Source organism: Dyella sp., from assembly GCF_035277725.1.
Lineage (GTDB): Bacteria > Pseudomonadota > Gammaproteobacteria > Xanthomonadales > Rhodanobacteraceae > Dyella_B.
In genome coordinates this window covers 1-24,700 of record NZ_DATEJY010000047.1, presented here as the reverse complement: position 1 = coordinate 24,700, position 24,700 = coordinate 1, and the positions used below count along the sequence as shown (strand labels likewise).

The window sequence follows — 24,700 nt, the reverse complement described above, 5'->3', positions numbered from 1 at the left end:
TGTTAAAGCGCGGTTACCATCCACGTTCCTGTGGAGTTGAAGCATGCGCAAAACTTACGACCAGGCTTATTTCGACAAGTGGTACCGCGACCCCAGGCATGCCGTGCGCTCGGCGGCGGCATTGAAGCGCAAGGTGGCGATGGTGGTGGCGCAGGCGGAGTATTACCTGGGCCGGCCGATTCGCAACGTGCTGGATGTGGGGTGTGGCGAAGGCGTCTGGCGTGCGCCGTTGATGGCGTTGCGGCCGGATGTGGCGTATCGCGGCCTGGATTCCAGCGAGTATGTGGTGCGCCGTTACGGCAGCCGCCGGAATATTGGCTTGGCGCGCTTCGGGCAGTTGGCCGAGCTGCGTTTCGACACGCGTTTTGACGTGATCGTGTGCACGGATGTGTTGCATTACCTCAAGCCGGCAGAGATTCGCGCCGGCTTGGTGGGGATCGGGGAAATGCTGGAGGGGATCGCGTTTCTGGAAGTGTTTACCAATCGCGATGATCTGGAGGGCGATCGGCACGAGCTGACGCTGCGGTCACCGGCGTGGTATTTGCGCGAGTTTCGCGAGGTGGGGTTGCTGGCGTGCGGATCGCATTGTTATTTGGGGCCGCGGTTGGAACGGCAGGTGGCGGCGTTGGAGCGGAGTTGGGGTGGGTGATTCTCATGGACGTCGGAATGACGACTAGGGAGATGGCGCTAAAGGACTGAAGGGTAGAGGTCGATCCATTGGGGGTTTATTTCCTCAATCATCCGGAGTTTCCAGCTCCGCTTCCAGCTTTTCAGTTGCTTTTCCCGGATGATGGCCGACTCCATGCAGTCATGGAGTTCATACCACACCAGCAAATGGACATCGTATTGGCTGGAGAAACCTTTGGTGACATTGTTCTTGTGTTGCCAGATGCGCTTGACTAGATCACTTGTGACGCCAGTATAGAGCGTCCCGTTTCTCTGGCTTGCAAGCATGTAGACGCAGGGCTGCCGTTGCTTCATGAGGGCGTATCCTTGCCTCATCGTCATTCCGGCGAAGGCCGGAATCCAGTTAAATACGTCATGCGCAGCACTCATAACCTTTTGTGTTGAGTGCTTCGCACGAAATGTTTTTACTGGATTCCGGCCTTCGCCGGAATGACGAGCGGGAGGGATTACTGCCAGCTGAAGTGCCCTTCTTCCGTAGGCCGTTCCTACGCGAGCATCACGCTCACACCCGCGCTGCGCAATGCCTCCACCATCTCTTCCGGCGCACTCTCATCGGTGATCACGGTATTCAACGTCGACACCGGCGTGATTACCGAAAGGCTGCGCTGCCCAAGCTTGCTCGCATCGAACACCGCGATGGTTTCGCGGGAAACGCGGATCATCAGCGCGTTGAGTGACGCTTCCAACGGGTCGGGTGTGGTAACGCCGACGGTGGGGTCGATGCCGTCCACGCCCAGGAACAGCTTGTCGGCCGAGATACGCGACAGCGCCTGTTCCGCATCCGGCCCCACCAGCGAATAAGCGGTGGGGCGCAGCAGGCCACCGAGCATCATCACGCGGATGTTGGGCAGCCCGGAAAGCTCCAGTGCGATGTTGAGTGCATTGGTTACCACCGTCAGCGATTCGAATTTCATCTGCCGGATCTGCCGTGCGATTTCCGCGGTGGTGGAGCCGGAGTCGAGGATGATGGTGTCGCCGTCGTGGATGAGCTTGGCGGCGGCCTGGCCGATGCGCAGTTTTTGCGCGTGGGAGCGTGTTTCCTTGATGTTCAAGGGCACGTCGTTGGTGAAGGTTTGCGTGGCGGGCAGGGCGCCGCCGTGCGAGCGGGCGATGGCGCCGACGCGGGCGAGGGATTCCAGGTCGTTGCGGATGGTGACGGTGGAGGTGCCGAAGCGGGTGGCGAGTTCCTCGACGGTGGCCCGTCCATTGGCTTCGATGTATTCGACGATCAGGCGTCGGCGCTCTTCGACAAGCAGGCGTTGCGTAGGTGCGGCGGCGCGGGATTCACTCATGATGGGGCGAGCTTTAGCAGTCTGACGGCGTTGTCATGGTATATCTTGCGCAGCACGCTGTCTTTGAGGCCCAGCCCGTAGATGGACCAGCGCCCCTGCGGCGGGGTCTCGGCCGGGGCGTAGTCGAAGTACTCGTCCTCGGTTTCCAGGAAGCGGTAATAGATGTCGTAGAGCTCGTCGCAGAACAGTTGCTGCGGCACGTCGTCGCCATAGGGTGAGGGCACGGCATCAGTGCCGAACAGGATGCGGTCCTGGTATTTGTCGATAAAGCGCTGCGCCGTGCGCGGCTGGCGGCCGAGTTCGCCGATGCGTGCGCTGATGTCGACCAGGGTGTTGGGGAAGCGGTCGAGGCAATCGGCCACGGCTTGAAGGTTTTCCGCCCAGTTGCCCACATGCATGAGTGCGAAGGTGGTCTTGGGGTGGCGGGCAATCACGCGGTCTCGCGCGGCGAGCAGTTCCTCGTTGCTGGGAAATTCGGGGCCATAGAACGACCAGTCCGGATGGTTGCTGAGTTCTTCGTAGCGTTCGTTGCGCTCATCCGTCGGCAGGAAGAATGCCTCCGGATCGGAAACATGCATGAACACCGGCATGTCGTAGGCGGCGCAGGCTTCCCACATCGGATCGAAGCGGCGATCGTCCACCGCGACCAGCGGGCCGCTGTCGAGTTGTTCGCGCAGATACAGTCCCAGCGTTTTCAGCAGCTTCAATCCGCGTGCGCCGATGCGGTGCGCGTGCGCAATGGCATCGGCCTGAAATTGCGGATAGTTCGCTTGCGGAAAGTATTCGAACGACGGCTCGGTCAGCGTGATGAAACGACCTGGCGCCGCCTGGTCGAACAGCGCGATGCTTTGCTCCAGGCCTTTGCCGACGCCGCCAGTGAGATTGACCAGAGTGCGGATGCCTTTGCGATCCATCACCGGCAGCAGGTCTTCCGGCTTGGCGAACACGGTGATGTCTTCACCGACCGACACGCCGTTGCGCACGTGCGTGGACCAGGTGAGATGCGTGTGTGCGTCGATCACCGGGAAGCGCGGTTGTTCGATGCGCGTTTTCGGCACGCGCAGCATGCTACGTGGTTTGAAGTCTTTCAGGCGCAGGTCGTTCTTGCTGCGGTCGGGAGCGGTTTGCAGCGGGTTTTTGCTGTTTGCCTGGATGGTGCCGGCACCGCGCGGTGGCGCGCAGCAGAAGCAGCCGGCGCGGGTTTGGGTGTGGAAGGACCAAGTGGATGGCTTAGGTTTGTGTTGGCTGCGTGGCATCGCTGCTGGGTCGTTGAATGAACTGCTGGGATGATGCGTAGGTTGGGGTGCGAACCCCAACATCGCCATGCCGATCATCGCGCCATGTTGGGGTTCGCACCCCAACCTACCGCGGATGCTTCGCCATGATCTGATGTACCTGCTGCACCAACGCAATCGCCTGATCGAGCGGACGCAACCACATGTTCCGGCCGAACATCACGCCGGTGGCGCCGGAGGCCATGTAGAACTCCACCTTGCGCAGCACGGCGGCATCGTCGTCGTTCTTCTCGCCGCCGGAGAACAGCACCATGGTGCGGCCGGCCGAACGCACCACGCGCTGCGTGCGGGCGGAGGCGTCTTCCTGCAGCGTGTTGTACGGCTTGGGGGTGTTGGCGGTGTTGTCATCGGGCTCGTGCAATTTCACGATATCCGCGCCCAGTTCCAACGCGACACGTGCCGCGTAATCCTGCGCGTACAGGCTGCCCTTGCCGCCTTTGGCATCGATCGCCGCGCCGCGCGGATACGACCACAGCACCAGCGGCATGCCGAAGCGTTCGCAATCCTGGCGCACTTTTTCGAACTGGCGAAACTCGTCGTGCTGGCGCGGCGAGCCGACGTACATGGTGTAGCCCACCGCATCCGCACCCAGGCGCACCGCATCTTCCACCGAAGCGAACAGCGGCGAGGTGGCGTCCGCATCGCTGGGAATGTTGGTCTTGCCGTTGAGCTTGAGGATCAACGGAATCCGTCCGCACCACTCGCCCAGGTACTTTTCCGCCAGGCCGATCCCCAGCGCGATCGCGGAGAAATTACCCTCCACCGCAAGGCGGAACTGATACTCCGGGTCGATTGCCGGTGGATTGGGAAAGAAATCCGTAGGTCCGTGTTCCAAACCCTGATCCAGCGGCAGTACCAATAGGCTGCCGTTGCGCGGGCCATGGCCGTACATCAGGCGCCATAGGCGCGTTCGCTTGCCGTGGGAAAGAGCAAGTTTGGAAAATTTTTTGGAAGCTTTCGAAAGCTCTTGTAAGTGATCTTTCATTTCGAATACTCTGGAGGCGTCATCGAATGATTTCACATTCGGGCGAATCGGACAAAATGTCAAGTCTTCATAAGAAAACGAAAGAAAACGACATGCTGATGGCCTTGCTGGAAAAGCCTGCCGAGGCCCAGCGCGCCGCCGGCTATGCCGACACCTTGCGGGAGATCCTGCAACAGCCCGCCACCTGGCAAAACACCTTTCAGCATGTGCATGACGCGGCAGCGCAAGCGCTGCTGGCCAACGCCCTCGAACCGCGCCCGGAGCACCTCGTGCTGACCGGTTCGGGCAGCTCCATCTATATCGGCGAATGCCTGGCGCCGTTGCTGCAGACGGCGCTCGGTATTCCCGTGCAGGCGATCGCAGCGGGCACCTTGCTCACACACTGGCGCAGCGTACTGCCGCCGGGGCCGGGCTTGCTGGTGTCGATGGCCCGTTCCGGCGATAGCCCGGAGAGCGCCGCGGTGGTGGATACCGTGCTGACCGAAGCATCGGCATGGCGGCATCTGGTGGTCACCTGCAATGCGCAAGGCAAGCTGGCCACGCAATACCGCGACGAGCCGCGCGTGAGCGTGCTGGTGCTGGATGAGCGCACCAACGATCGCAGCCTGGTGATGACCAGCAGCTTCACCAATCTGCTGCTGGGTGGCCTGGGCTTGCTAGGCGATGCCTTGCATGCCGGCGCCATCGAACAAGCTGCCGCGAATGCGCAGCGCATCTTCGATACGCATGCCGATGCGATCGCCGCGCTGGCTGGGCGTGATATGCATGCGGCCGTCTATCTCGGCAGCGGTGCCGCGTTCGGTGCCGCGCGCGAAGGTGCCTTGAAGATGCTGGAGATGACCGGCGGCAAGGTCGTCACGATGGCGGAAACTTTCCTCGGCCTGCGGCATGGGCCGATGTCTTTCGTGCATCCGCACACGCTGGTGATCGCGATGTTGTCAGCCGATCCCACCGTGCGCCACTACGAATGCGATGTGCTGCGCGAGTTGTCGCGCAAGCAACTTGGCATGGCCAAGCTGGTGGTGGGCGATGACATTCCGGCAGACGTGCTTGCCGCCGGCGATGTGGCGATCACCACCTCCGCCAGTGCATCGAACCCGGAGGTATCGCCCTTGTTGGCCGGTGTGGTGGTGGCGCAACTGCTGGCCTTCTTCCGCTGCCTTGAACTGGGCGGCAAACCGGATACGCCTTCCGAAGGCGTGCTGACGCGCGTCGTCGAAGACTTCGCGTTGCACGGAGCCGCGCCATGAGTACGCCGGCGCGCATCCTGGTGATCGGCGAAATCAACGTCGACTTCGTGTTCAAGGGCTGCCATGCCTTTCCCGCACCGGGGCATGAAGTGCTGGCGGAAGATTTCCTGATGACGCCGGGCAGCTCGTCGATGATCTGCGCGATGGGTCTGGCGCGCTTGGACAACGCGGTGATGTTTCATGGCCTGCTGGGTGCGGATGCCTCCGGTGCGTTTTGCATGCAGGCCTTGCGCGATGCGGGCATCGATGTGTCGACGCTGAGCCCCGATCCTGCTTTGCGCACCGGTGTGACGGTATCGCTCTCTACGCGACAGGATCGCGCCTTGGTGACCTTTCCGGGCGCGATGTCGGAATTGCGCGCGGATGAAATCGTCGACGAATGGCTGCAAAGTGCCGGCCATCTGCACATCTCTTCGTATTACCTGCAGAAAGGTTTGCGCGCGGATTGCCGCCAATTGTTTGCACGCGCGAAGCGGGCAGGACTCAGCACCTCGCTCGACCCTGGTTTCGATCCGGCGCAGCAATGGGGTGTGGATCTGCTTGAGACCTTGAACGAGGTCGACATCTTTTTGCCGAACGAAAAAGAGTTGCTGGCGATTACCGGCTGCAGCGATTTGCACGCCGCCTTGCGCTTCGTGCAGAACGGGCGCACGCGTACCGTGGTGAAGCGCGGCCAGCTCGGCTGCACCAGCCTGCAGGGCGAGCAATGGCTGGATGTGCCGGCGTATGCGATCGACGCCGTCGATACCACCGGCGCCGGCGATTCCTTCGACGCCGGTTTTCTGCATGCATGGCTGCGCGATATGCCCTGGCTCGATTGCATGCGCTGGGGCAGTGCGTGTGGAAGCCTATCGACGCGCGGGATCGGCGGCACCACGCGGCAGGCAACCGCAGATGAAGCGCAAACCTTGATGAGGGCGACGCCATGATCACCGTCGCCGGCTTCAATACCGCGATCGATCGCTTTATCCAGATCGATGCCTTGACGCCCGGCGAAGTGCACCGCATGCGTGCAGAGAAAATCTATCCCGGTGGCAAGGGTGTGCATGTGGCACAAACCATCGCCGCGCTGGGTGAACGCGTGCGGCTGGTCGGGCCGGTCGACGATGCGTATGAGGCGTTTATCGCGCGGCAGATGAGTGCGCGCGGCGTATTGTTTCGTGGTGTGGAGATCGAAGGCCACCTGCGTCAATGCTTCGCCTTGCAGGAAGCGAACGGCAGCATGACCGAAGTGCTGGGGCAGGGACCGCAGCTCAGTCAGCTCGAGCAGGACGATCTGCTGCGCGAATTCGGCCGCAGCGCGGAAAAGAGCGATCTGGTGATTCTCTCCGGCAGCTTGCCGCGTGGCTTCTCCGATGATCTGTATGCCGGCCTGGTCGACTTTGCGCACGATCTCGGCAAGCGCTGTCTGGTTGACGCATCGGGCGATGTATTGCGCCAGGCCGTGGGTGCAAACCCCTTTTTGGTGAAGCCCAATCGTGACGAAATCAGCGCGCTGGTCGGTCATCCGGTGATCAATGTCGAAGCCGCGCAGCTGGCGGTGGCCGCGCTGCGCGAGCGCGGCATTGCGATGCCGGTGGTGACACTGGGTGAACTGGGCGCTATCGCGGCAGACGACACCGGCGTGTGGCATGCGCAGCTTGCCTCGGCGCAGTTGCGCAACGCGGTGGGTTCCGGCGATTGCTTTCTTGCCGGCATGGCGGTGGCGATCAGGCGTGAGCTGCCGCTTGAGCAGGCGCTGCGCCTGGCGGTGGCGTGTGGCGTGGCGAACGCGGAATCGGAAGAGACGGGTTTTGCGGAGCGCAGCAGGGTGGATGCGTTGCTGCCGAACGTGACCGTGCGCCGCCTGTAGGTTGGGGTGCGAACCCCAACAAGATTGGGCCGGGCATGCATATCGATGTTGGGGTTCGCACCCCAACCTGCGACAGGAGCTTGAACCAACAACACGTCCGTGGCGCAAGGGGAGCTTTCGCTCGGACATGACACGCGCACGCATGGTCCCACGCCGTGCGACGACGCCCAACAACATGGGAGGGTAGTTCCAGATGTTTGCGAAAAACACGGGATGCCGCGAAGCGACGCGCGGCACAACGGCCCCGGCTTGCCGTAAAAAAGCCTTGGGCCTGCACGTAACGATGGTGCTGGCGGGTTTGTCCCTGGCTGGATATGCCAGCGCACAAACGACCCCCAGCAATGGTGACACCGATCAGACAACGGCCAAGAAACCGGTGAGCTTGCAGGCCGTCACGGTAACGGGCTCGAACATCCGCAGCGTGGATGTGGAAGATGCACAGCCGGTGGTGACGATCAGCGCGGCGGACATCCAGAAGCAAGGCTTCGCCACCGTCGGCCAGTTGCTGCAGAACGTTTCTTCCATGTCGCCACCGGATCTGAGCCGCAACGCGCCGGGCGATCTGGGCCCGAACCAGGGCGGCGCCTTTATCGACCTGCGCGGCCTCGGCGCGATGCGCACGCTGGTGCTGGTGGATGGTCAGCGCATCGGCGCCGCGCATGGTGGCTATACCAATATCAACGTGATCCCGACGGCCATCGTCGATCACATCGATATTCTGGCGACGGGCGCTTCGGCGGTGTATGGCTCCGATGCGATTGCCGGTGTGGTGAACATCATCACCAAGAAGAATTTCAACGGCGTGCAGCTCGATACCTTCAATGGCCAGTACATGCCGCACGGCGACGGCCGCCAGACGCAGAGCAGCGTCACGTTCGGCAAGAGCACCGACAAATTCGGCATCGTGCTCAGCCTGTCGTATCAGAACCAGAGCCCGGTATGGGCGGACGATCGACTGTTCTCGGCATATCCCTATACGGCGCAACATCCGTATTACGGGTTGAGCTCGTACAACGTGCAGCCGCAGATTCGCAATGCGCCGAGTTCGTTTGCGGGTGGCGGGCGGCTGGTGCTCAATCCGGGTGGCAATCCGATGAATCCTGCCGACTATCACACCTATGTCGGCCCGACGTACGGCGCGGATGGCGACATCGTCAATCCCGGCGACCAGACCTATAACAGCAACGCCGCCCGGCGCACCATGGTGCAGACCGCGGACCGCACCAAGAACCTGTATCTGGATGCGCACTACAAGATCACCGACAACATCACCTTCAAGTTCAACTACGGCTACAACGCGGACTATGAGTACGCCAAGTCCGGCCTGCCGCTGTTTTATTCCGGCATGGGCGGGCACAGCGCCTTTCCGTCGCTGCTGTCCCGCTACAGCTACTACAACCCGGTGTATGGCCTGAAAGACCTCAGCATCGCGCAGCGCATCACCGACGACAGCTATCGCAGCTACAACGATCCCAAGAACTACCGCTACAGCGTCGGCCTGGACGGCGTGTTCAGCCTCGGCTCCCACGATTTCAACTGGGACGTCTACATGTACGACAGCAAGATCAGTGGCGTGAATGTGCGCACGGGTTATTTCAACCTGATCAACGTCGCCAATGCGCTGGGACCGTCGTTCCTGCAGAACGGCACGGTGGTGTGCGGTACGCCGGGCAACGTGATTGCCGGTTGCGTGCCGATCAATCCGCTGGCGCCGCTTACGCCACAGATGCTCAACTATATTGCCATCAACAGCGTGGAGCATTACGGCAGCAATGAGCGTGCATGGGTGGCCGACTTCGGCGGCAATCTGTTCGAACTCCCGGGCGGCGACCTGACGTTCTCCACCGGCGTGCAGCATCGTGACGAATCCGGTTATGACAGCCCCGATGCGTTTGCTTATACCGGGGCTTCCACCGACGGTGGCGTGGCGCCGAACAGCGGCGCGTACAACCTCAACGAAGCGTACGCGGAAATCAATGCGCCCCTGCTCAAGAATTTGCCCGGTGCGCAAAGCCTGAGCCTGGACGTGGCCACGCGCTATTCGCACTACAGCAACTTCGGCAGCACCACCAACAGCTCGTTCAAGCTGACCTGGAAGCCGATCAACGACGTGCTGGTTCGTGCCAGCTACGGCACGGGTTTCCGCGCGCCGACCGTCAACGATCTTTACCAGGGACGTTATCCGGCCGGCACGTTTACCGATCCGTGCGATGCGGTGTACGGACCTTCCGCCTACGGGCAAAGTCCGCTGGTGGCGCAACGCTGCCTCACTGGCTTCGGCGGCATTCCAGGTGTGGCGGCCAATTTCCGTCAGACCGACAACACCGGTGTGCCCATCAACACGCCGAGCGGCTCGGGCTATATGCCGAGTACCAACTGGACCGGCGGCAATTCCAGGCTGCGGCCGGAAACCTCGTACAACGGCGATATCGGCCTGGTCTACAGCCCCTCGTGGCAGCCCGGCTTCGATGCCACCGTTGACTGGTGGACCTACAACATCCGCAACCTGATCACCGGCATCAGCAATGATCAACTATTGGCCGATTGCTATCAGTACAGCATCACTTCGGCCTGCGGGCAGTTCCAGCGCGATCCGGCGACAGGTCAGATCATCAACCTGCTGAACCTGGAAACGAATGCGGGCTGGATGAAAGAGCGGGGCTACGATTTCTCGGTCAACTACCGCTTTCCGCAGACGCGCTTCGGCGACTTCAAGCTCGGCATGAATGGCACTTACCTCACCGAGTTCAACATGCTGCCGACGGTGGGTTCCAACGTCGTCTACATGGCCGGCAATACGCAGAATTTCTACAGCGCTTGGCGGCTGCGCGGCAACGTGACGTTGAACTGGAGCTGGCACAATTTTGGCGCCAGCTGGACCGCACGCTACTTCTCGCCGTACAAGTCCAATTGCGCGTTCGATCCTTCCCTGGGCATGACTGCCTTTCCATGCACCTTGCCGGATTACTATGCGCCGGGCGTGGGCGTGATGCCGCAGACGCAGATTCCATCGGTGACGTTCAATGACGTGCAGGTGTATTGGAATGCGCCGTGGAATGCGACCATCTCGCTGGGTGCGAACGATATCTTCAACCGCGTGAGCCCGAATGTGTATGGTGGCTATGCGAGCGGGGATACGCCGTTTGATTTCAATTCGTCGTATGACCTGGGGAGGTTTGTGTACATGCGGTATCAGCAGCGGTTTTGAGCCCGTAGGTTGGGGTGCGAACCCCAACATCGCCATCTTCCGTGCATGACGATGTTGGGGTTCGCACCCCAACCTACGACCAGGTCGTTACGTTTAAAGGGCATTTGCATGTATCAAACACACTTGAAAAAAGCGCTCGTTGCGAGCTTGCTATGCGTATGGGTGGGGCTCGTACACGCCAATGATGCGGTCATCCTCAACGCAGGCACCCCCTCTTACGCTGCCACCAGCGGTCATGCCAGCTTCGGCAATGCGGCCATCGGGGTGCATTGGGATGTTGCGGACGGCAAGCTCTCCGCCATTACCATCACTGACCGTGACAACGGCCAGGTGCTGAAGGTCGATGAGCTTTTCACGCTGGCGCTGCCCAACAAGCAATTCATCAAGTCCAGCGCCATGCAACTGCTGGTAGCTCCGTCGGAGCAGGATCTACGCGTCGACGCGAACGCTTCCAGGCTTGCCGATCGCCTTCCGGGCAAGGTCGTCCGCGCCGTATTCGGCGATACGGAACATCGCTTCCGCATTCAATGGCAACTGATCCAGCGCGAGGGTTCGCCGTATCTGCGCGAAGAAGTGATCGTCACGGCGCTGAAGCAGGATGAACCGCTTACCAGCGTTTCACTGTTGCCTTCCAGCATCGATCACGCCGAAGTGGATGGCGTGGTGAAGGGCTCGCCGGTGGTGGCGGGCAATCTGTACATGGGCATGGAGAATCCGCTGTCCGATAGCGAGGTGCGCGGCAAGCACGTGCTGTTGTCGATGGCGCGCAGCCTGCCGTTGCGCAAAGGGCAGTCGATTACTTATGCCGCGGTGGTAGGCGTGGTGCGGGAGGGCCAGCTTCGACGCGACTTCGCCACTTACGTAGAGCGCGAACGGGCGCATCCGTACCGTACCTTCCTGCATTACAACTCCTGGTACGACATCGGTTATTTCACGCCGTATACGGAAGCCGAAGCGCTGAATCGCATCAACACCTTTGGCGAAGAGCTGACCGTGAAGCGTGGCGTGAAGCTTGATTCTTTTTTGTTCGACGACGGCTGGGACGATCGTTCCGGCAGCTGGGATTTCAGCAAGGATTTTCCGCATGGCTTTGCGCCGCTGCGTGACGCCGCCGCGAAATACGGCGCTGCGCCCGGCATGTGGTTGTCGCCGTGGGGCGGCTACAGCACGCCCAAGGAAGAGCGGGTAAAGAACGGCAGGGTGGCTGGCTACGAGATCGTCAACGATGGTTTGGCGCTATCAGGACCCAAGTACTACCAGCGCTTCCACGACGTGGTGATGAAGCTGCTCGACGAAGACGGCATCAACCAGTTCAAGTTCGATGGCACCGGCAACGCGGACAGCGTGTTTCCAGGCAGCCGCTTCGACAGCGATTTTGCCGCGGCAATCGAGTTGATCAAGGACATCCGCGACCACAAGCCCGATACCTTCATCAACCTCACTACCGGCACGTGGGCCTCGCCGTTCTGGCTGCGCTATGCCGATTCGATCTGGCGCGGCGGCGAGGATGATTGGCACGCCGGCGTGGGTACGGAGCGCGAGCAGTGGATCACCTATCGCGACCAGCAGACCTACGAGAACGTCGTGATCCAGGGGCCGCTGTTTCCGCTCAACTCGCTGATGCTCCACGGCATCATCTATGCGCAGATGAACAAGCGCTTGAATACCGATCCGGGGCATGACTTTGCCAACGAAGTGCATTCCTACTTCGCCACCGGCACGCAGTTGCAGGAGATGTACATCACCCCGTCCTTGCTGAGCAAGGACGATTGGGATGTGCTGGCCGATGCGGCGAAGTGGTCACGCGCCCATGCCGACGTTTTGCGCGACTCGCACTGGATCGGCGGCGACCCGGGACGGCTGGATGTGTATGGCTGGGCGGCGTGGTCGCCGCTCAAGTCGATCATCACCTTGCGCAATCCGGATGCACGGCCGCAGACGGCGGTGATCGATCTGCAGCGGCAGTTGGAATTGCCTAAGACAGCGGCGCGCCGGTTTCATGTGCGCGATGTGTGGAACAGCGGCGGCGATGTGCCGAAGCAACTGGATGCCGATCATGTGAGCACGATCACGCTGGCGCCGTTTGAAGTAGTGACCCTTGAACTGACCCCGTAGATTGGGGTGCGAACCCCAACATCGATATGCCGACAGGGATGGCTGTGTTGGGGTTCGCACCCCAACCTACGGTAACCTCCCGCCTCACTGTGTGGGTTGGGGTGTGTCCAACCCCATCTTGAGCGAGGGACTCATGCAACGCCGCGATTTTCTCCGATTCGCCCTGCTGACGCCGTTGGCGACAACCCTGCCGGTGCTTGCGGAGGAGGCTGCCGCCAAGCCTGCCTTTGAACCCACCCCTGACGGCAAACCCCGTCGCTTCGAACTCGGCCGCCAGCAATTCCTGCTCGACGGCGCACCGTTCCAGATCCGCAGCGGCGAGATGCACCCCGCGCGCATCCCCAACGACTACTGGCGGCACCGCATCCACATGGCCAAGGCGATGGGCCTCAACACCATCGCGATCTGCCTGATGTGGAATTACTTCGAAAGCGAACCGGGCGTGTTCGATTTCACCACCGAGAATCGCGATTTCGTGCGTTTCCTCAAGCTGTGCCAGGAAGAAGGCATGTGGGTGTATTTGCGCCCCGGTCCTTACGTGTGCGCGGAGTGGGATCTGGGTGGCTTGCCGGCTTATCTGCTGCGTGATCCGTCCATTCGCGTGCGTACCAAGGACGATGCGCGCTACATGCAGGCGGTGCAGCGCTACATGGATGCGATCGGGCCAAAAATTGCACCGTTGATGGCAAAGAACGGCGGCCCGATCCTGATGGTGCAGATCGAGAACGAATACGCCTCCTTTGGACACGACGCGCAGTATCTCCTGCGCTTGCGCACGATGTGGCAGGCGCACGGCGTCGACGGTCCCTTCTCGATTGCCGACGGCCTGGGCCAGTTGCAGAACGCCGGTACCTATGTGCCCGGCGCGGCGCTGGGTTTGGATGGCGATACGGATTTCGCCGCGGCGCAGCTTATCGCCGGCGATGCGCCGGTGTGGATGAGCGAAGGCTATCCCGGCTGGCTGACGCATTGGGGCGACCTCACGTTCCAGCACGGCAACTATCTGCCGACGCTGCGCAAGCTGATGGAGGAAGGCCGTTCTTTCAATATGTACATGGTGCACGGTGGCACCAATTTCGGTTTCACGGCCGGCGCCAATGCGCGCAATGACTACGCCAATTTCGAGCCGGTGATTACCAGCTACGACTATGGCGCGCCGATCAACGAACGCGGCGATCCCACGCGCGATTACCACGCTTTCCGTAAAACCATCGCCGCGCACTTGCCGCATCCGCCGGCCGAGCTGCCGCCGCCGGTGCCGCTGGCGCATTTTTCCCCATTGATCGCGCAGCCTTATGCATCGATCTGGGATAACTTGCCGCTGCCGTCGCGGATGGTGAAGAAGCCCGATCCGAATGAAATGTTGTTTGCGCAGAACCAGGGCATGGTGGTGTATCGCAAGACGTTGCTCAACGGCGGCATGCTCAACATGGAAGGCTTGCGCGACTACGGCACCATTTTCAGTGACGGCAAATATCTGGACTATGTGTCGCGCGTCAACAAGCCTGGCTTGCATGTAAAGAATTACGTGGACATTCCACCGCCGGCGAATGGAGCGGGCACAGTGGTGGACGTTCTCGTCGACAGCTTCGGCCACGTGGGTTATGGCCAGGCGATGTACGACTTCAAAGGTATCGTCGGTGCGGTCACGCTGGATGGCGAGGAGCTGCATGGCTGGCAGGCGCACAGCTTGCCGCTGGACGACGCTTACATCGCCGGCTTGCCGCCGATGCGCGCGGATTCGCCGTCACGCTTGCGCCCGGGCATGTTCTTCAAGGCCGTGTTTACGCTCGACAAGGTTGGCGATTGCTATATCGACATGAGCGATTGGGACAAAGGCTACGTGTGGATCAATGGCCATTTGCTGGGGCGTTATTGGCGCATCGGGCCGCAGCAGCGCTTGTTCTGTCCGGGGCCGTGGCTATGGCGCGGGCGCAATGAAGTGCTGGTGTTCGACATGCACAAGGTGATGCCGACGGCGATTCGTTGCAGCGATCACCTGGCGTAGGTTGGGGTGCGAACCCCAACATGGCCATGTCTGCATAGATCCGAATGTTGGGGTTCGCACCCCAACCTACGGGAATTGAACATGTGCGCGTAGGCCCGCAAATCGCGCGGGGCCGCGATCGCGGTTGTAGCCGGGGTTGCGGATGAACTGCAGATCGGGGCTGATGGTAAGGTGATCGATCACCGCAATGCTGTAATACACCTCGGCAATCTGCTCCGGTCCATAACGCAAGCCGCCATCGCCAAGCAGAAAACCGCTGCCGCCCATCTGCAGGTATTGCGCATGCTCGCGCGAGAGCCCATCGATGGCGATGCCCACGCCAAGCCGATCATCCGAACGATGCCAGTGCGCGCCGGATAACTGAAAGCCGCCGCTGAGCAAACGGTCGACCTCGGTGAAGATGAAGGATTCGGCATGGCCGTCGTTCCAGCCGGCACGCATGAAAAAGCCGGTGTCGCCGTTGTCCGCGATCGGCAGTTCGCCGTTGATGCCGAAGCCGAATTTATGGCGCCCTGGTTTGTCATCGGCATGGATGTCGGGTGTTTGTCCGGTGAGTTGGGCGATCTCGATCGCTTGCTGGTAAAAGCCGAAGTTGCCCTTGTTGTAGTAACCCAGCAGACGCAGCGCCCAGCCATCGGGTTTCGGTTGTAGCGTCAATTCAAGCTGCTGTCCGCTGGATGCGCTGAGTGATTTCACCAGCGCCTGTCCGTTCGCTTCCACCGGCATGCGATAGATGCCATAGCGCAGCGCCCAGCCTTTCATTGTCCAGCCGATCATCACGCCATCGGTGTAGCCGCGCGTGTCGGAGGCAAAATCCCAGGCGGTGTTGTTCCACAGCGACCAGTTCATGAACTGCGTGCGGGTGGCGTTGGCGTAGCGGTTTTTGTCGAAGTCGTCGTTGGCGGCCATCAAGCCGACTTTCACCTCGATGTGCTTTACCGCTTCGTGATCGGGCAATTGATCCTGGCCGCGTTGCACTTCAGTGGTTTCGTCGCCCCATGGCAGCACCCAGCGCAGATAGTTGCGTGCCACGTAGGGCCGTTTGCCCAGGCTGGAAACACCGGAGCGGATGATGTCGCCGTTGGTGAGTCCACCCATGCCGGTGGCATTGCTCACGCCTTCGCCTTTGAACATCTCCACGTCCCAGTAGTACTGGAAGTGCCAGGGCAGGGCGACGCCGAAGTACGCGCCGAAAGTGTGTGAACGTGCGGTGGAGCCGTCCGGTTTCAGGCTGAGCGGGCCGGCGTAGGGCGAGTGCACGCGCGACTGGTTCTGGTCGACGAAGGTGTATTGCGCGCCGAGCCATTGCGGGATGAAGAGCGGGGCGTCGTCGGCATGCGAGCACAGCGGCAATGCCGCGAGTAACAGGCAGGACAAAAGCTGACGACGTTTTGGTATCAGGGGCATGGGCGTGGATGATAGGCGTAGGTTGGGGTGCAAACCCCAACATGACTGTGCATGTTTGCATGACAATGTTGGGGTTTGCACCCCAACCTACGGACGCTGGCATGTCATATAGCCCATAAAAAAGGCCGCCTTGCGGCGACCTTTCTTATCAACGCGCAAACGCCAATCAACCCGCGCTACGCGAAGCCTTCTTACGATCGTTCTCGGTCAAGTGCTTCTTGCGCAGACGAATTTCCTTCGGCGTCACTTCCACCAGCTCGTCGTCGTCGATGAAGTCGAGCGCCTGTTCCAGCGAGAACTTCGTCGCCGGGGTCAGCTGGATGGCGTCGTCCTTGCCCGAGGCGCGCATGTTGGTCAGCGGCTTGGGCTTGATCGCGTTGACGGTGAGGTCGTTGTCCTTGGCGTGGATGCCGACCAGCTGGCCTTCGTACACGTTGTCGCCTTCGGCCGCGAACAGCTTGCCGCGTTCCTGCAGGGGCCCCAGCGAGTAGGCCGGGGTGGTGCCGCCGGCGTTGGCGATCATCACGCCGTTGAGGCGCTTGGCGATCTGGCCTTCTTCCTTCGGACCGTAATGGTCGAACACGTGGAACAGCAGGCCCGAACCCTGGGTGAGGGTCTTGAACTGGTTCTGGAAGCCGATCAGGCCGCGCGCCGGGATCATGTATTCCAGGCGCACGCGACCCTTGCCGTCCGGCTCCATGTTCTTCAGCTGGCCCTTGCGCACACCGAGGCGCTCCATCACCGGACCCTGGTGGATTTCCTCCACGTCGACCACCAGCTGCTCGAACGGCTCCATCTTCTGGCCGTCGATTTCCTTGATGATCACTTCCGGACGCGACACGGCCAGTTCGTAGCCTTCGCGGCGCATGTTCTCAATCAGCACCGACAGATGCAGTTCGCCGCGGCCGGAGACCAGGAACTTGTCGGCGTCGGAGCCTTGCTCCACGCGCAGCGCTACGTTGTGTACCTGCTCGCGCTCCAGGCGATCCTTCAGCTGGCGGCTGGTAAGGAACTTGCCACCGGAAAGATCCTTATTGCCGGCGAACGGCGAGTTGTTCACCTGGAAGGTCATGCTGATCGTCGGCTCGTCGACGGTCAGGGCCGGCAGCGCTTCGGGCTTGTCCAACGCGCAGACGGTGTCGGAAATGGTGAGTTCCTGGATGCCGGAGATGGCGACGATGTCGCCCGCTTCGGCGCTTTCCTGTTCGATGCGCTCAAGGCCAAGGAAGCCCAGCACCTGCAGCACCTTGCCCTGGCGCTTCTTGCCTTCGCGGTCGATCACCGCGACCGGCATGTTCTTCTTCAGCGTGCCGCGCTGAATGCGGCCGATGCCGATGACGCCGACGAAGTTGTTGTAGTCGAGCTGGCTGATGCGCATCTGGAACGGGCCTTCCGGATCCACTTCCGGCTTCGGCGCGTGATCCATGATGGCCTGGTACAGCGGGGTCATGTCGCCTTCGCGGACGTCCTGATCGAGCGAGGCGTAGCCATTGAGCGCCGAGGCGTAGACGATCGGGAATTCCATCTGCTCCGGCGTGGCGCCAAGGCGGTCGAACAGATCCCACACCTGCTCCACCACCCATTCCGGACGGGCGCCCGGGCGGTCGATCTTGTTGACCACCACGATCGGCTTGAAGCCCATCGCGAACGCCTTCTGCGTCACGAAGCGGGTCTGCGGCATCGGGCCGTCCATCGCATCGACCAGGATCAGCACGGTGTCCACCATCGACAGCACGCGCTCCACCTCGCCGCCGAAGTCGGCGTGGCCTGGGGTGTCGACGATGTTGATGCGGTTTTCACGCCAGGTGATGGCGGTGTTCTTGGCCAGGATGGTGATGCCGCGTTCTTTTTCCTGGTCGTTGCTGTCCATCACGCGTTCGGCCAGCACGGTGCGTTCGGACAGGGTGCCCGACTGCTTCAGCAGCTGGTCGACGAGGGTGGTTTTGCCATGGTCGACGTGGGCGACGATGGCGATATTGCGCAGGTTTTCGATGGACATGAGTGCCGGAGGTGGGCGGGCCGTAGGGCCGCCGCGATAGTTTCGGTCAGGGTTAACCTGTGGATTATACGGGGTTATGTGACAGGTTGCTTGCGTCGTTTGAACTTCCTCGCCGCCGGGGAGAGGGCCGGGGTGAGGGGCTGTTCTTGCGTGGAGGCTTTTCGGTGCCGCGCAGGTTGGCGGTGACGCGAAGCCGAACCCCACCGTCGCCATGCTTGTGCCCGGGCTTCATGCTGCATCCGGGGAGGGGTGCAGGCCCTTCACCGCACCCGATGAGGCCCGGAAGAGCAGGCGCGCGTCCTGCGCGGGCGGCTAGCGATGCGTGTGTCGCCAACTCGCTTGCTCTCGTAGGCTGGGATGGCAATCCCAGCATGCTTGTGGTTCCGATGCTCTTTCGTAGGGCGTAGGTTGGGGTGCGAACCCCAACATCCTTATGCCGAGGGAGATGCGATGTTGGGGTTCGCACCCCAACCTGCCTCAGGCGTCCTCTTCGACTTCTTCTTCCTCGTCCTCTTCGTCTTCCTCGAACTCCGCCAGCTCTTCGACGCGCACGAAGTTGGCAGCGTCGTCGGCGAAGACGATGTGCTTGCCGTCGGCGCACATCGGGCGCACGGCCTGGGCCTTGTTGCCGCCGTCGAGGGTTTCCACCAGGGCGAAGCAGACCAGGGTGGCGGCGCTTTCTTCGCCGGCCTCGTCGTAGACGGCAACCCAGCCGTTGGCGGGAAGGATTTGCAGGATGTTCGTTTGCTTGGACATGGGCGGCTCCGCATGGTGAAAACGCGCAAGCTTGCCCGGCGTGCATGACGATCGCAAGCGCGTCGTAGGTTGGGGTGCGAACCCCAGCATCGGGATGCACGCAAGCGCCGGCCTGTCGGGGTTCGCACCCCAACCTACGCGAGGCCGGTGAGGTAATACACGCCGATCACCACGAACACCGCCGCCGTCTTGATCAGCGTCACAGCGAAAATGTCGCGATACGACTGCCGGTGCGTCAGTCCCGTTACCGCCAACAAGGTGATCACCGCGCCATTGTGCGGCAACGTATCCATGCCGCCGGAAGCCATCGCAGCCACGCGATGCAGTACGTCCATCGGGATGCCCGCGGCCTTGGCGTTCTGCACGAAGGTATCGGCCATCGCGGCTAAAGCGATGCTCATGCCACCCGATGCGGAACCGGTGATGCCGGCGAGCGCCGTCACCGAGACAGCTTCGTTGACCAGCGGATCGGGTACGGCACGCAAGGCATCGGCCACCACGCGAAAACCGGGCAGTGCGGCGATCACGGCGCCGAAGCCATATTCGGAGGCGGTATTCATCGAAGCAAGCAATGCACCGCTTACTGCGGCCTTGCTGCCTTCGGCGAAATGCTTGGTCACGGGCCGCCAAGCAAACAGCAGCACGCACAGGATGCCCAGCAGCAGTGCGCCTTCCACGGCCCATATGGCGGCCACCTTCGACACTTCCTGCACCACTGGCGGCGGATTGCCGATCACCGCCGGTACGAACGATTGCGTGGGGCCGTAGCGGCGCGGAATCCAATGCGTAAACAGCAAATTGGCAACGCCAACGAGCACCAACGGCAACAGCGCGATCAACGGATGCACCAACTTGCTGCCATCGAAGGGTGCCGGCTCGTTGATCAGGTTATCGCCATAGCCTTCGCCGGCCGCAGCGGCTTTGCGACGACGTGAGTCGAGATAGAGCATCCCCACGATCAGAATGAACAATGCGCCCAGGCTGCCGAGCCACGGCGCTGCCCATGCGGTGGTACCGAAAAACGCGGTGGGAATGATGTTCTGGATCTGCGGCGTGCCCGGCAGCGAATCCATGGTGAAGGTAAAGGCGCCGAGCGCGATCGTTCCCGGAATCAACCGCTTGGGAATATTCGATTCGCGAAACAGCTCCACCGCAAATGGATACACCGCGAACACCACCACAAACAACGACACGCCGCCGTAGGTAAGCAGCGCGCACACCAGTACGATGGAAAGCATCGCGCGGCTGCGGCCGACCAGCCCGATGGTGGAAGCGACGATGGCTTTGGAAAAACCGGACAGCTCGATCACCTTGCCGAACACCGCGCCGAGCATGAACACCGGAAAGTAGAGCTTGAGAAAGCCCACCATCTTGTCCATGAACAAGCCGGTGAACATCGGCGCGACCAAGGATGGATCGGTCAGCAGCACCGCGCCGAGTGCGGCGATCGGCGCAAACAGGATCACGCTGTAGCCGCGATACGCTGCCAGCATCAGGAAGCACAGGGCTGCCAGCACGATGAGAAAAGCCATTGCGTTATTCCTTGTTGATCTACTCAGCGACGCGTCGCGTCACTCCATGCCATCTGCATCTTGCCGGTGTAAGCCCGCCGCGCCTCGGCGTCATTCCGGCGCAGGCCGGAATCCAGTGAAACCTGTCGTGCGAAGCACACGAAATATAAGGTTCTGAGTGCTTCGCACGACGTATTCAAACTGGATTCCGGCCTGCGCCGGAATGACGGCAACGCATGTATGGACATTGACCCAAGTGTGCAGATACCTGTCTCTTCTGGAAACGAGGGATGCAACGAGTATCCAGGTAGGCCCACGCACAACGGCACTGTACGAAGGTACAAGTGTCACCCATCCACCCCTTGCCTAAGCTGCGCAACATCGACATCCGTGGGCGGATGCACGTCAATGCGAGGGGAGACATGAAGCGTAGCCATTTGAGTCTGGCCATTGGTTTGAGTTTGGCCTGCGCCGCACCGTTGTACGCACAGCAAACCACCAACACGGCCGACCCCAACCAGACGAGCCAGGGCAGCAACCCGAAGAAGCTCGATCAGATCACTGTCACTGCGCGTAAACGCGAAGAAACCCTGCAGGATGTGCCGATCGCGGTCAGCGCCTTCACCTCGCAATCGCTCTACAACCAGAACGTGCAAGACCTGAGCGATCTGCAGGGCAAGGTGCCGGATCTGCAGATTTATGCGGCGCGCGGTTCCAACACCACGCTCACTGCCTATATCCGCGGCTTAGGCCAGGCCGATCCCACCTGGGGTTTCGATCCCGCGGTCGGCATTTATCTCGATGATGTGTACATGGCGCGCCCGCAAGGCACTTTGCTGGATGTGTTCGACGTGGATCGCATTGAAGTGCTGCGCGGTCCACAAGGCACGCTGTACGGCAAGAACACCATCGGCGGTGCGATCAAATACGTGTCCAAACCATTGCCGACGAAGACCGAAGGTTCGGTGGATGTGACCGCCGGTACGCATGGCGAGAAGGATGTAAAGGCCGCGGTGGGTGGTGCTTCGGCCGACGGTGTATGGCGTGGACGCGTGGCGGTGGCCAGCGAGCACAACAACGGCTTCGGCAGCGACATCCTCACCGGCAGCCGCAACGGCAACAAGAACACCAATGCGGCGCGCGGCACGCTGGGTTTCTTTCCGACGCAGAACTTCAATGCGCAGTTGGAAATCGACGGCATGCACGACAACTCCAATCCGCGCGGCGCAAAGATGCTGGAGCCCAATTCGTTCTACCCGCAGTACCAGCCGCTAGGCAGCGACTACAACACGCGCAGCGGCATGCCGCAGCTCAACTGGACCAAGATGAAGGGCGCGGCGCTGACCTTGAACTGGATTGTCAGCTCGGATTGGACGTTGAAATCCATCACGGCCTATCGCAGTTCCAAGACGGACAGCAATATCGATTTCGATACCTTGCCGGTGGCGGTGGCCGACGTCGGTGCGATCTATAAAGATCACCAGTTCAGTCAGGAAATCCAGGCGAACTACGATTCCGGCGGCGCGGTGCATGGTGTGATGGGCCTGTATTACTTCAACGGTTCGGCGGACGGCGAAATCCACAACGTGTTTCTGGGTTCGCCGCCCTACAGCACTTTGGGTTTTTCCGAATACGGCAGCACCGGCGGCAGCATGGGTACGCGCAGTTATGCGGCCTATGGCGACTTCACCTGGGATATCAGCTCGTCGTGGAGCCTGGACGTGGGCGTGCGCGCGACCGACGAAAGGAAGACGGCGATCATCCAGAACTACCTGTATGCGGATGGCGCGTTCAGCACCCCGATCGGCACACTGGCGAATTTCACCGGCTCGCATTCGTCGCACAACGTGTCGCCGAAGGTGTCGCTCGATTACACGGTGAACGAGCAGATAAAACTCTACGGCAGCTACAGCGAAGGCTTCCACTCGGGCGGCTACAACATCCGCGCCAACTGCGCGGCGATTCCCGAATCCTGCCGCCCGATCCAGGACGAGAAAGTGCAGTCCTACGAACTGGGCAGCAAGATGAGTTTCTTCGATGACAAGCTGATGCTGAACTCGGCGGTGTTCCACAACACGTACTCGAACATCCAGCTGTCGGTGTTTACCTCATACACGCTGCCGAACGGCACGCAAGGTTTCTTCGGCGACTTCACCAACGCAGGCAGGGGCCATATCGACGGCTTCGAAGAGGAGTTTGCGTGGTATCCCTCGCAGGCGTGGACGCTCAGCGGCAACTTCGCCTACCTGCATACCAAGTACACCGAATTCCTCAGTGGTGGCGTGAATATCGCCAACACGCAGTTCTTCACCAATGCACCGAAATGGTCGGGCGGGTTGACGCTGCAGCGGAGTTTTTCGCTGGGTGCGCATGGCGATTTGAATGCGCGCTTGAATTATCAGTATCAGACCTCTGTGTGGCCGGAGACGACGTTGTCGCCGTTGATCAGGCAGGGTTCGTATGGCTTGCTCAACGCGGGCCTGATCTGGCAGATCGATCAGCCGTGGTCGATCAGCTTGCAAGGTACCAATTTGGGTAACAAGTCGTATCGCACGACGGGCTATAACATTGCGGCGCTGGGCATCGTGACGGGCTTCTATGGGCCACCGCGGATGGTGACGTTGTCGGCGAAATATGCGTTCTAGATATGCAGCGTAGGCTGGGATGAAATCCCAGCATGGATGGGAATGGCGATGCTGGGATTTCATCCCAGCCTACTGAGGGAATGAAGTCATGCGTTTGATCGGCACTCTGTGCATGGGTTTGATGTTGGTGGCAGGCGCGGTATACGCAGACGATGCCGCCCAGCCATTGCCCAAGTTCAAGCTCGACGCCTCACGCGTGGCCGTGGCTGGACTTTCCTCCGGCGCTTACATGGCGACGCAAATGCAGATCGCCTATCCGGAATTGTTCCCGAACGCGGCCTTGATCGCCGGCGGCCCTTACGGGTGCGCCGAAGGTAAGCTGCAAACGGCGTTGAGCGCTTGCATGAAAGGCCAGCCTGCGCCGGATGTTGCCGCCTTGGTGAAGGCGACAAAGCAGCGTGCGGCCAGCGGAGAAACGGGTCCGCTGAAAGAACTCGCACACGGCCGTGTCTACCTGCTGCACGGCACGCAAGACGCTGTCGTGGCGCCGGTGGTGGCGGAAGCAGGTGCGCATTTCTACGAAGCCTTGCGCAACGAGTCAGGGCTATCCGGCCTGCAGGTGGATGACGACGGTCAGCGCGCCTTTGCACATAATCTGCCGATCGCGGCCACGGGCGATGACTGCGGTAAATCCGTTTCGCCTTATCTGGGGCACTGCGGCTTCGATGCCGCAGGCGCAGTCTTCACGCATCTGTTCGGGCACGCACCGCATGCAGCAGCCGAGGCACGCGGCAATTTGCAGCGCTTCGATCAGGATGCGCTGAAGCCGGGCGGTGCGGATGCATGGCTCGCATCCACCGGCTATCTCTACGTGCCGCCCGATTGCGCGGCCGGCAAGCGTTGCGGTTTGCTGGTGGCCTTCCACGGTTGCAAGCAGAACGCCGATGCGGTGGGGCAGGCGTTCGTGAAGGATGCCGGCTTCAATCGCTGGGCCGACGTCTACGACGTGGTCATCCTGTATCCTCAGACGCGGGCTAGTTTTGCGCCGTTGAATCCGCAGGCATGCTGGGACTGGTGGGGCTATTCGGGCAGCAACTACGACACGCGGCAGGGCGTGCAGCCGCGATGGGTGGTCAATGCCGTAAAAAGCCTGGGATTGCCCATACGCCATTGATACGGCACAGCCGATGCCACGTAGGTTGGGGTGAGCGCACGCGGACTCCAACATCGCCATGCCTGTGGAAACGCAGGCCTCGCCCAAGCCTGCGCAAGCCATTCCCATGCTGAGCGCCGGCCTGATCGCCACCGCCGCGCTGATCTGGCTGGGCCTGCTGTTCGGCGTCGCGCTTACCGGCGAACGCCGTCCTCATTTGTTCGAAAAACGCTGGGCGATCGTCTATGCGCTGTCGCTGGCGATTCACTGCACGTCGTGGACCTTCTACGGCACGGTCACGCAGGCGAGCCGTTCCGGCTGGTGGCTGCCGCCGACGTTCGTGGGCGCGATCCTGATGTATCTGTTCGCGGTGTCGGTGTTGCGCAAGCTGGTGCAGCTGGCGCGCGAGTACAACGCCGGTTCCATTGCCGACTTGATCGTGGTGCGCCTGGGCCGGCACGCCGGGCTCGCCGCCTTGGTGACGTGCGTGGTGCTGGTGGGCATCGTTCCGTACATCGCCTTGCAATTGAAAGCCGTGGCGATGAGCTACATGCTGCTGCGCCGTGGCGAACTGGCGGAATCGGCGCCCTGGCACGA

Annotated in this window: 17 protein-coding genes and 1 pseudogene; 10 read left to right on the top strand and 8 right to left on the bottom strand. The window is 61.2% G+C overall.

Features of this window, described 5'->3' with window-relative positions:
• Positions 1 to 43: 43 nt before the first annotated feature.
• Positions 44 to 649, top strand: a complete 606-nt coding sequence (locus tag VJR68_RS03985; protein ID WP_324146258.1) for a class I SAM-dependent methyltransferase — start codon at positions 44 to 46, stop codon at positions 647 to 649.
• 38 nt (positions 650 to 687) lie between these two features.
• Here VJR68_RS03985 and VJR68_RS03980 read toward each other — a convergent pair whose 3' ends face one another.
• The 4 genes from VJR68_RS03980 to VJR68_RS03965 all read right to left on the bottom strand — a co-directional run bounded on the left by VJR68_RS03980 (position 688) and on the right by VJR68_RS03965 (position 4,166).
• Positions 688 to 981: a GIY-YIG nuclease family protein gene (locus VJR68_RS03980; RefSeq protein WP_324146257.1), complete on the bottom strand. Its 294-nt coding sequence runs from the start codon at positions 979 to 981 to the stop codon at positions 688 to 690.
• 191 nt (positions 982 to 1,172) lie between these two features.
• Positions 1,173 to 1,979 carry a transcriptional repressor AgaR gene (gene agaR / locus VJR68_RS03975; RefSeq protein ID WP_324146256.1) on the bottom strand — a complete coding sequence of 269 codons (807 nt, stop codon included), beginning with the start codon at positions 1,977 to 1,979 and terminating at the stop codon, positions 1,173 to 1,175.
• Positions 1,976 to 3,235 (bottom strand): amidohydrolase family protein, encoded by a 1,260-nt coding sequence (locus tag VJR68_RS03970; RefSeq protein ID WP_324146255.1) that lies wholly within the window; start codon positions 3,233 to 3,235, stop codon positions 1,976 to 1,978. The genes agaR and VJR68_RS03970 overlap by 4 nt, the downstream gene beginning before the upstream one ends.
• A 106-nt stretch (positions 3,236 to 3,341) precedes the next feature.
• Positions 3,342 to 4,166 carry a fructose-bisphosphate aldolase gene (locus tag VJR68_RS03965; protein ID WP_324146254.1) on the bottom strand — a complete coding sequence of 275 codons (825 nt, stop codon included), beginning with the start codon at positions 4,164 to 4,166 and terminating at the stop codon, positions 3,342 to 3,344.
• A 149-nt stretch (positions 4,167 to 4,315) separates the two neighbouring features.
• On the opposite strand from VJR68_RS03965, the gene VJR68_RS03960 reads away from it, so the two are divergent.
• The 6 genes from VJR68_RS03960 to VJR68_RS03935 all read left to right on the top strand — a co-directional run bounded on the left by VJR68_RS03960 (position 4,316) and on the right by VJR68_RS03935 (position 14,692).
• A complete protein-coding gene (locus tag VJR68_RS03960) occupies positions 4,316 to 5,509 on the top strand; it encodes a tagatose-6-phosphate ketose isomerase (RefSeq protein WP_324146253.1) in 1,194 nt (397 codons plus the stop codon).
• Positions 5,506 to 6,438 (top strand): carbohydrate kinase family protein, encoded by a 933-nt coding sequence (locus VJR68_RS03955; RefSeq protein ID WP_324146252.1) that lies wholly within the window; start codon positions 5,506 to 5,508, stop codon positions 6,436 to 6,438. Before VJR68_RS03960 ends, VJR68_RS03955 begins: the two co-directional genes overlap by 4 nt.
• Positions 6,435 to 7,361 carry a 1-phosphofructokinase family hexose kinase gene (locus VJR68_RS03950; protein ID WP_324146251.1) on the top strand — a complete coding sequence of 309 codons (927 nt, stop codon included), beginning with the start codon at positions 6,435 to 6,437 and terminating at the stop codon, positions 7,359 to 7,361. Before VJR68_RS03955 ends, VJR68_RS03950 begins: the two co-directional genes overlap by 4 nt.
• A 193-nt stretch (positions 7,362 to 7,554) precedes the next feature.
• A complete protein-coding gene (locus VJR68_RS03945; RefSeq protein ID WP_324146250.1) occupies positions 7,555 to 10,569 on the top strand; it encodes a TonB-dependent receptor plug domain-containing protein in 3,015 nt (1,004 codons plus the stop codon).
• A 108-nt stretch (positions 10,570 to 10,677) separates the two neighbouring features.
• Positions 10,678 to 12,684: an enterotoxin gene (locus tag VJR68_RS03940; RefSeq protein WP_324146249.1), complete on the top strand. Its 2,007-nt coding sequence runs from the start codon at positions 10,678 to 10,680 to the stop codon at positions 12,682 to 12,684.
• Positions 12,685 to 12,817: 133 nt separating this feature from the next.
• Positions 12,818 to 14,692, top strand: coding sequence for a beta-galactosidase (locus VJR68_RS03935; RefSeq protein ID WP_324146248.1), 1,875 nt, complete (start codon positions 12,818 to 12,820; stop codon positions 14,690 to 14,692).
• 66 nt (positions 14,693 to 14,758) lie between these two features.
• Here VJR68_RS03935 and VJR68_RS03930 read toward each other — a convergent pair whose 3' ends face one another.
• From VJR68_RS03930 to VJR68_RS03915, 4 genes are all read right to left on the bottom strand, one after another.
• Positions 14,759 to 16,099 (bottom strand): carbohydrate porin, encoded by a 1,341-nt coding sequence (locus VJR68_RS03930; RefSeq protein ID WP_324146247.1) that lies wholly within the window; start codon positions 16,097 to 16,099, stop codon positions 14,759 to 14,761.
• Between the two features lie 166 nt (positions 16,100 to 16,265).
• Complete coding sequence (gene typA, locus VJR68_RS03925; RefSeq protein ID WP_324146246.1) at positions 16,266 to 18,098, bottom strand: translational GTPase TypA; 1,833 nt, start codon at positions 18,096 to 18,098, stop codon at positions 16,266 to 16,268.
• 477 nt (positions 18,099 to 18,575) lie between these two features.
• Positions 18,576 to 18,854: a hypothetical protein gene (locus VJR68_RS03920; protein WP_324146245.1), complete on the bottom strand. Its 279-nt coding sequence runs from the start codon at positions 18,852 to 18,854 to the stop codon at positions 18,576 to 18,578.
• 134 nt (positions 18,855 to 18,988) lie between these two features.
• Positions 18,989 to 20,386 carry a GntP family permease gene (locus VJR68_RS03915; protein ID WP_324146244.1) on the bottom strand — a complete coding sequence of 466 codons (1,398 nt, stop codon included), beginning with the start codon at positions 20,384 to 20,386 and terminating at the stop codon, positions 18,989 to 18,991.
• A 401-nt stretch (positions 20,387 to 20,787) separates the two neighbouring features.
• Here VJR68_RS03915 and VJR68_RS03910 point away from each other — a divergent pair, with 401 nt between their 5' ends.
• The 3 genes and pseudogenes from VJR68_RS03910 to VJR68_RS03900 all read left to right on the top strand — a co-directional run.
• Entirely contained in the window at positions 20,788 to 23,010 is a 2,223-nt protein-coding gene (locus tag VJR68_RS03910) for a TonB-dependent receptor (RefSeq protein ID WP_324146243.1), read from the top strand.
• 88 nt (positions 23,011 to 23,098) lie between these two features.
• Positions 23,099 to 24,124 carry a PHB depolymerase family esterase gene (locus VJR68_RS03905; protein WP_324146242.1) on the top strand — a complete coding sequence of 342 codons (1,026 nt, stop codon included), beginning with the start codon at positions 23,099 to 23,101 and terminating at the stop codon, positions 24,122 to 24,124.
• 106 nt (positions 24,125 to 24,230) lie between these two features.
• Positions 24,231 to 24,700, top strand: a pseudogene (locus tag VJR68_RS03900) (hybrid sensor histidine kinase/response regulator); the annotation flags it as partial.

Excerpts from the sequence above, each read along its gene's own strand:
- VJR68_RS03985 (WP_324146258.1), top strand. The coding sequence starts at position 44 with ATGCGCAAAACTTACGACCAGGCTTATTTCGACAAGTGGTACCGCGAC.
- VJR68_RS03980 (WP_324146257.1), bottom strand. The coding sequence starts at position 981 with ATGAAGCAACGGCAGCCCTGCGTCTACATGCTTGCAAGCCAGAGAAAC.
- agaR (WP_324146256.1), bottom strand. The coding sequence starts at position 1,979 with ATGAGTGAATCCCGCGCCGCCGCACCTACGCAACGCCTGCTTGTCGAA.
- VJR68_RS03970 (WP_324146255.1), bottom strand. The coding sequence starts at position 3,235 with ATGCCACGCAGCCAACACAAACCTAAGCCATCCACTTGGTCCTTCCAC.
- VJR68_RS03965 (WP_324146254.1), bottom strand. The coding sequence starts at position 4,166 with ATGTACGGCCATGGCCCGCGCAACGGCAGCCTATTGGTACTGCCGCTG.
- VJR68_RS03960 (WP_324146253.1), top strand. The coding sequence starts at position 4,316 with ATGTCAAGTCTTCATAAGAAAACGAAAGAAAACGACATGCTGATGGCC.
- VJR68_RS03955 (WP_324146252.1), top strand. The coding sequence starts at position 5,506 with ATGAGTACGCCGGCGCGCATCCTGGTGATCGGCGAAATCAACGTCGAC.
- VJR68_RS03950 (WP_324146251.1), top strand. The coding sequence starts at position 6,435 with ATGATCACCGTCGCCGGCTTCAATACCGCGATCGATCGCTTTATCCAG.
- VJR68_RS03945 (WP_324146250.1), top strand. The coding sequence starts at position 7,555 with ATGTTTGCGAAAAACACGGGATGCCGCGAAGCGACGCGCGGCACAACG.
- VJR68_RS03940 (WP_324146249.1), top strand. The coding sequence starts at position 10,678 with ATGTATCAAACACACTTGAAAAAAGCGCTCGTTGCGAGCTTGCTATGC.
- VJR68_RS03935 (WP_324146248.1), top strand. The coding sequence starts at position 12,818 with ATGCAACGCCGCGATTTTCTCCGATTCGCCCTGCTGACGCCGTTGGCG.
- VJR68_RS03930 (WP_324146247.1), bottom strand. The coding sequence starts at position 16,099 with ATGCCCCTGATACCAAAACGTCGTCAGCTTTTGTCCTGCCTGTTACTC.
- typA (WP_324146246.1), bottom strand. The coding sequence starts at position 18,098 with ATGTCCATCGAAAACCTGCGCAATATCGCCATCGTCGCCCACGTCGAC.
- VJR68_RS03920 (WP_324146245.1), bottom strand. The coding sequence starts at position 18,854 with ATGTCCAAGCAAACGAACATCCTGCAAATCCTTCCCGCCAACGGCTGG.
- VJR68_RS03915 (WP_324146244.1), bottom strand. The coding sequence starts at position 20,386 with ATGGCTTTTCTCATCGTGCTGGCAGCCCTGTGCTTCCTGATGCTGGCA.
- VJR68_RS03910 (WP_324146243.1), top strand. The coding sequence starts at position 20,788 with ATGAAGCGTAGCCATTTGAGTCTGGCCATTGGTTTGAGTTTGGCCTGC.
- VJR68_RS03905 (WP_324146242.1), top strand. The coding sequence starts at position 23,099 with ATGCGTTTGATCGGCACTCTGTGCATGGGTTTGATGTTGGTGGCAGGC.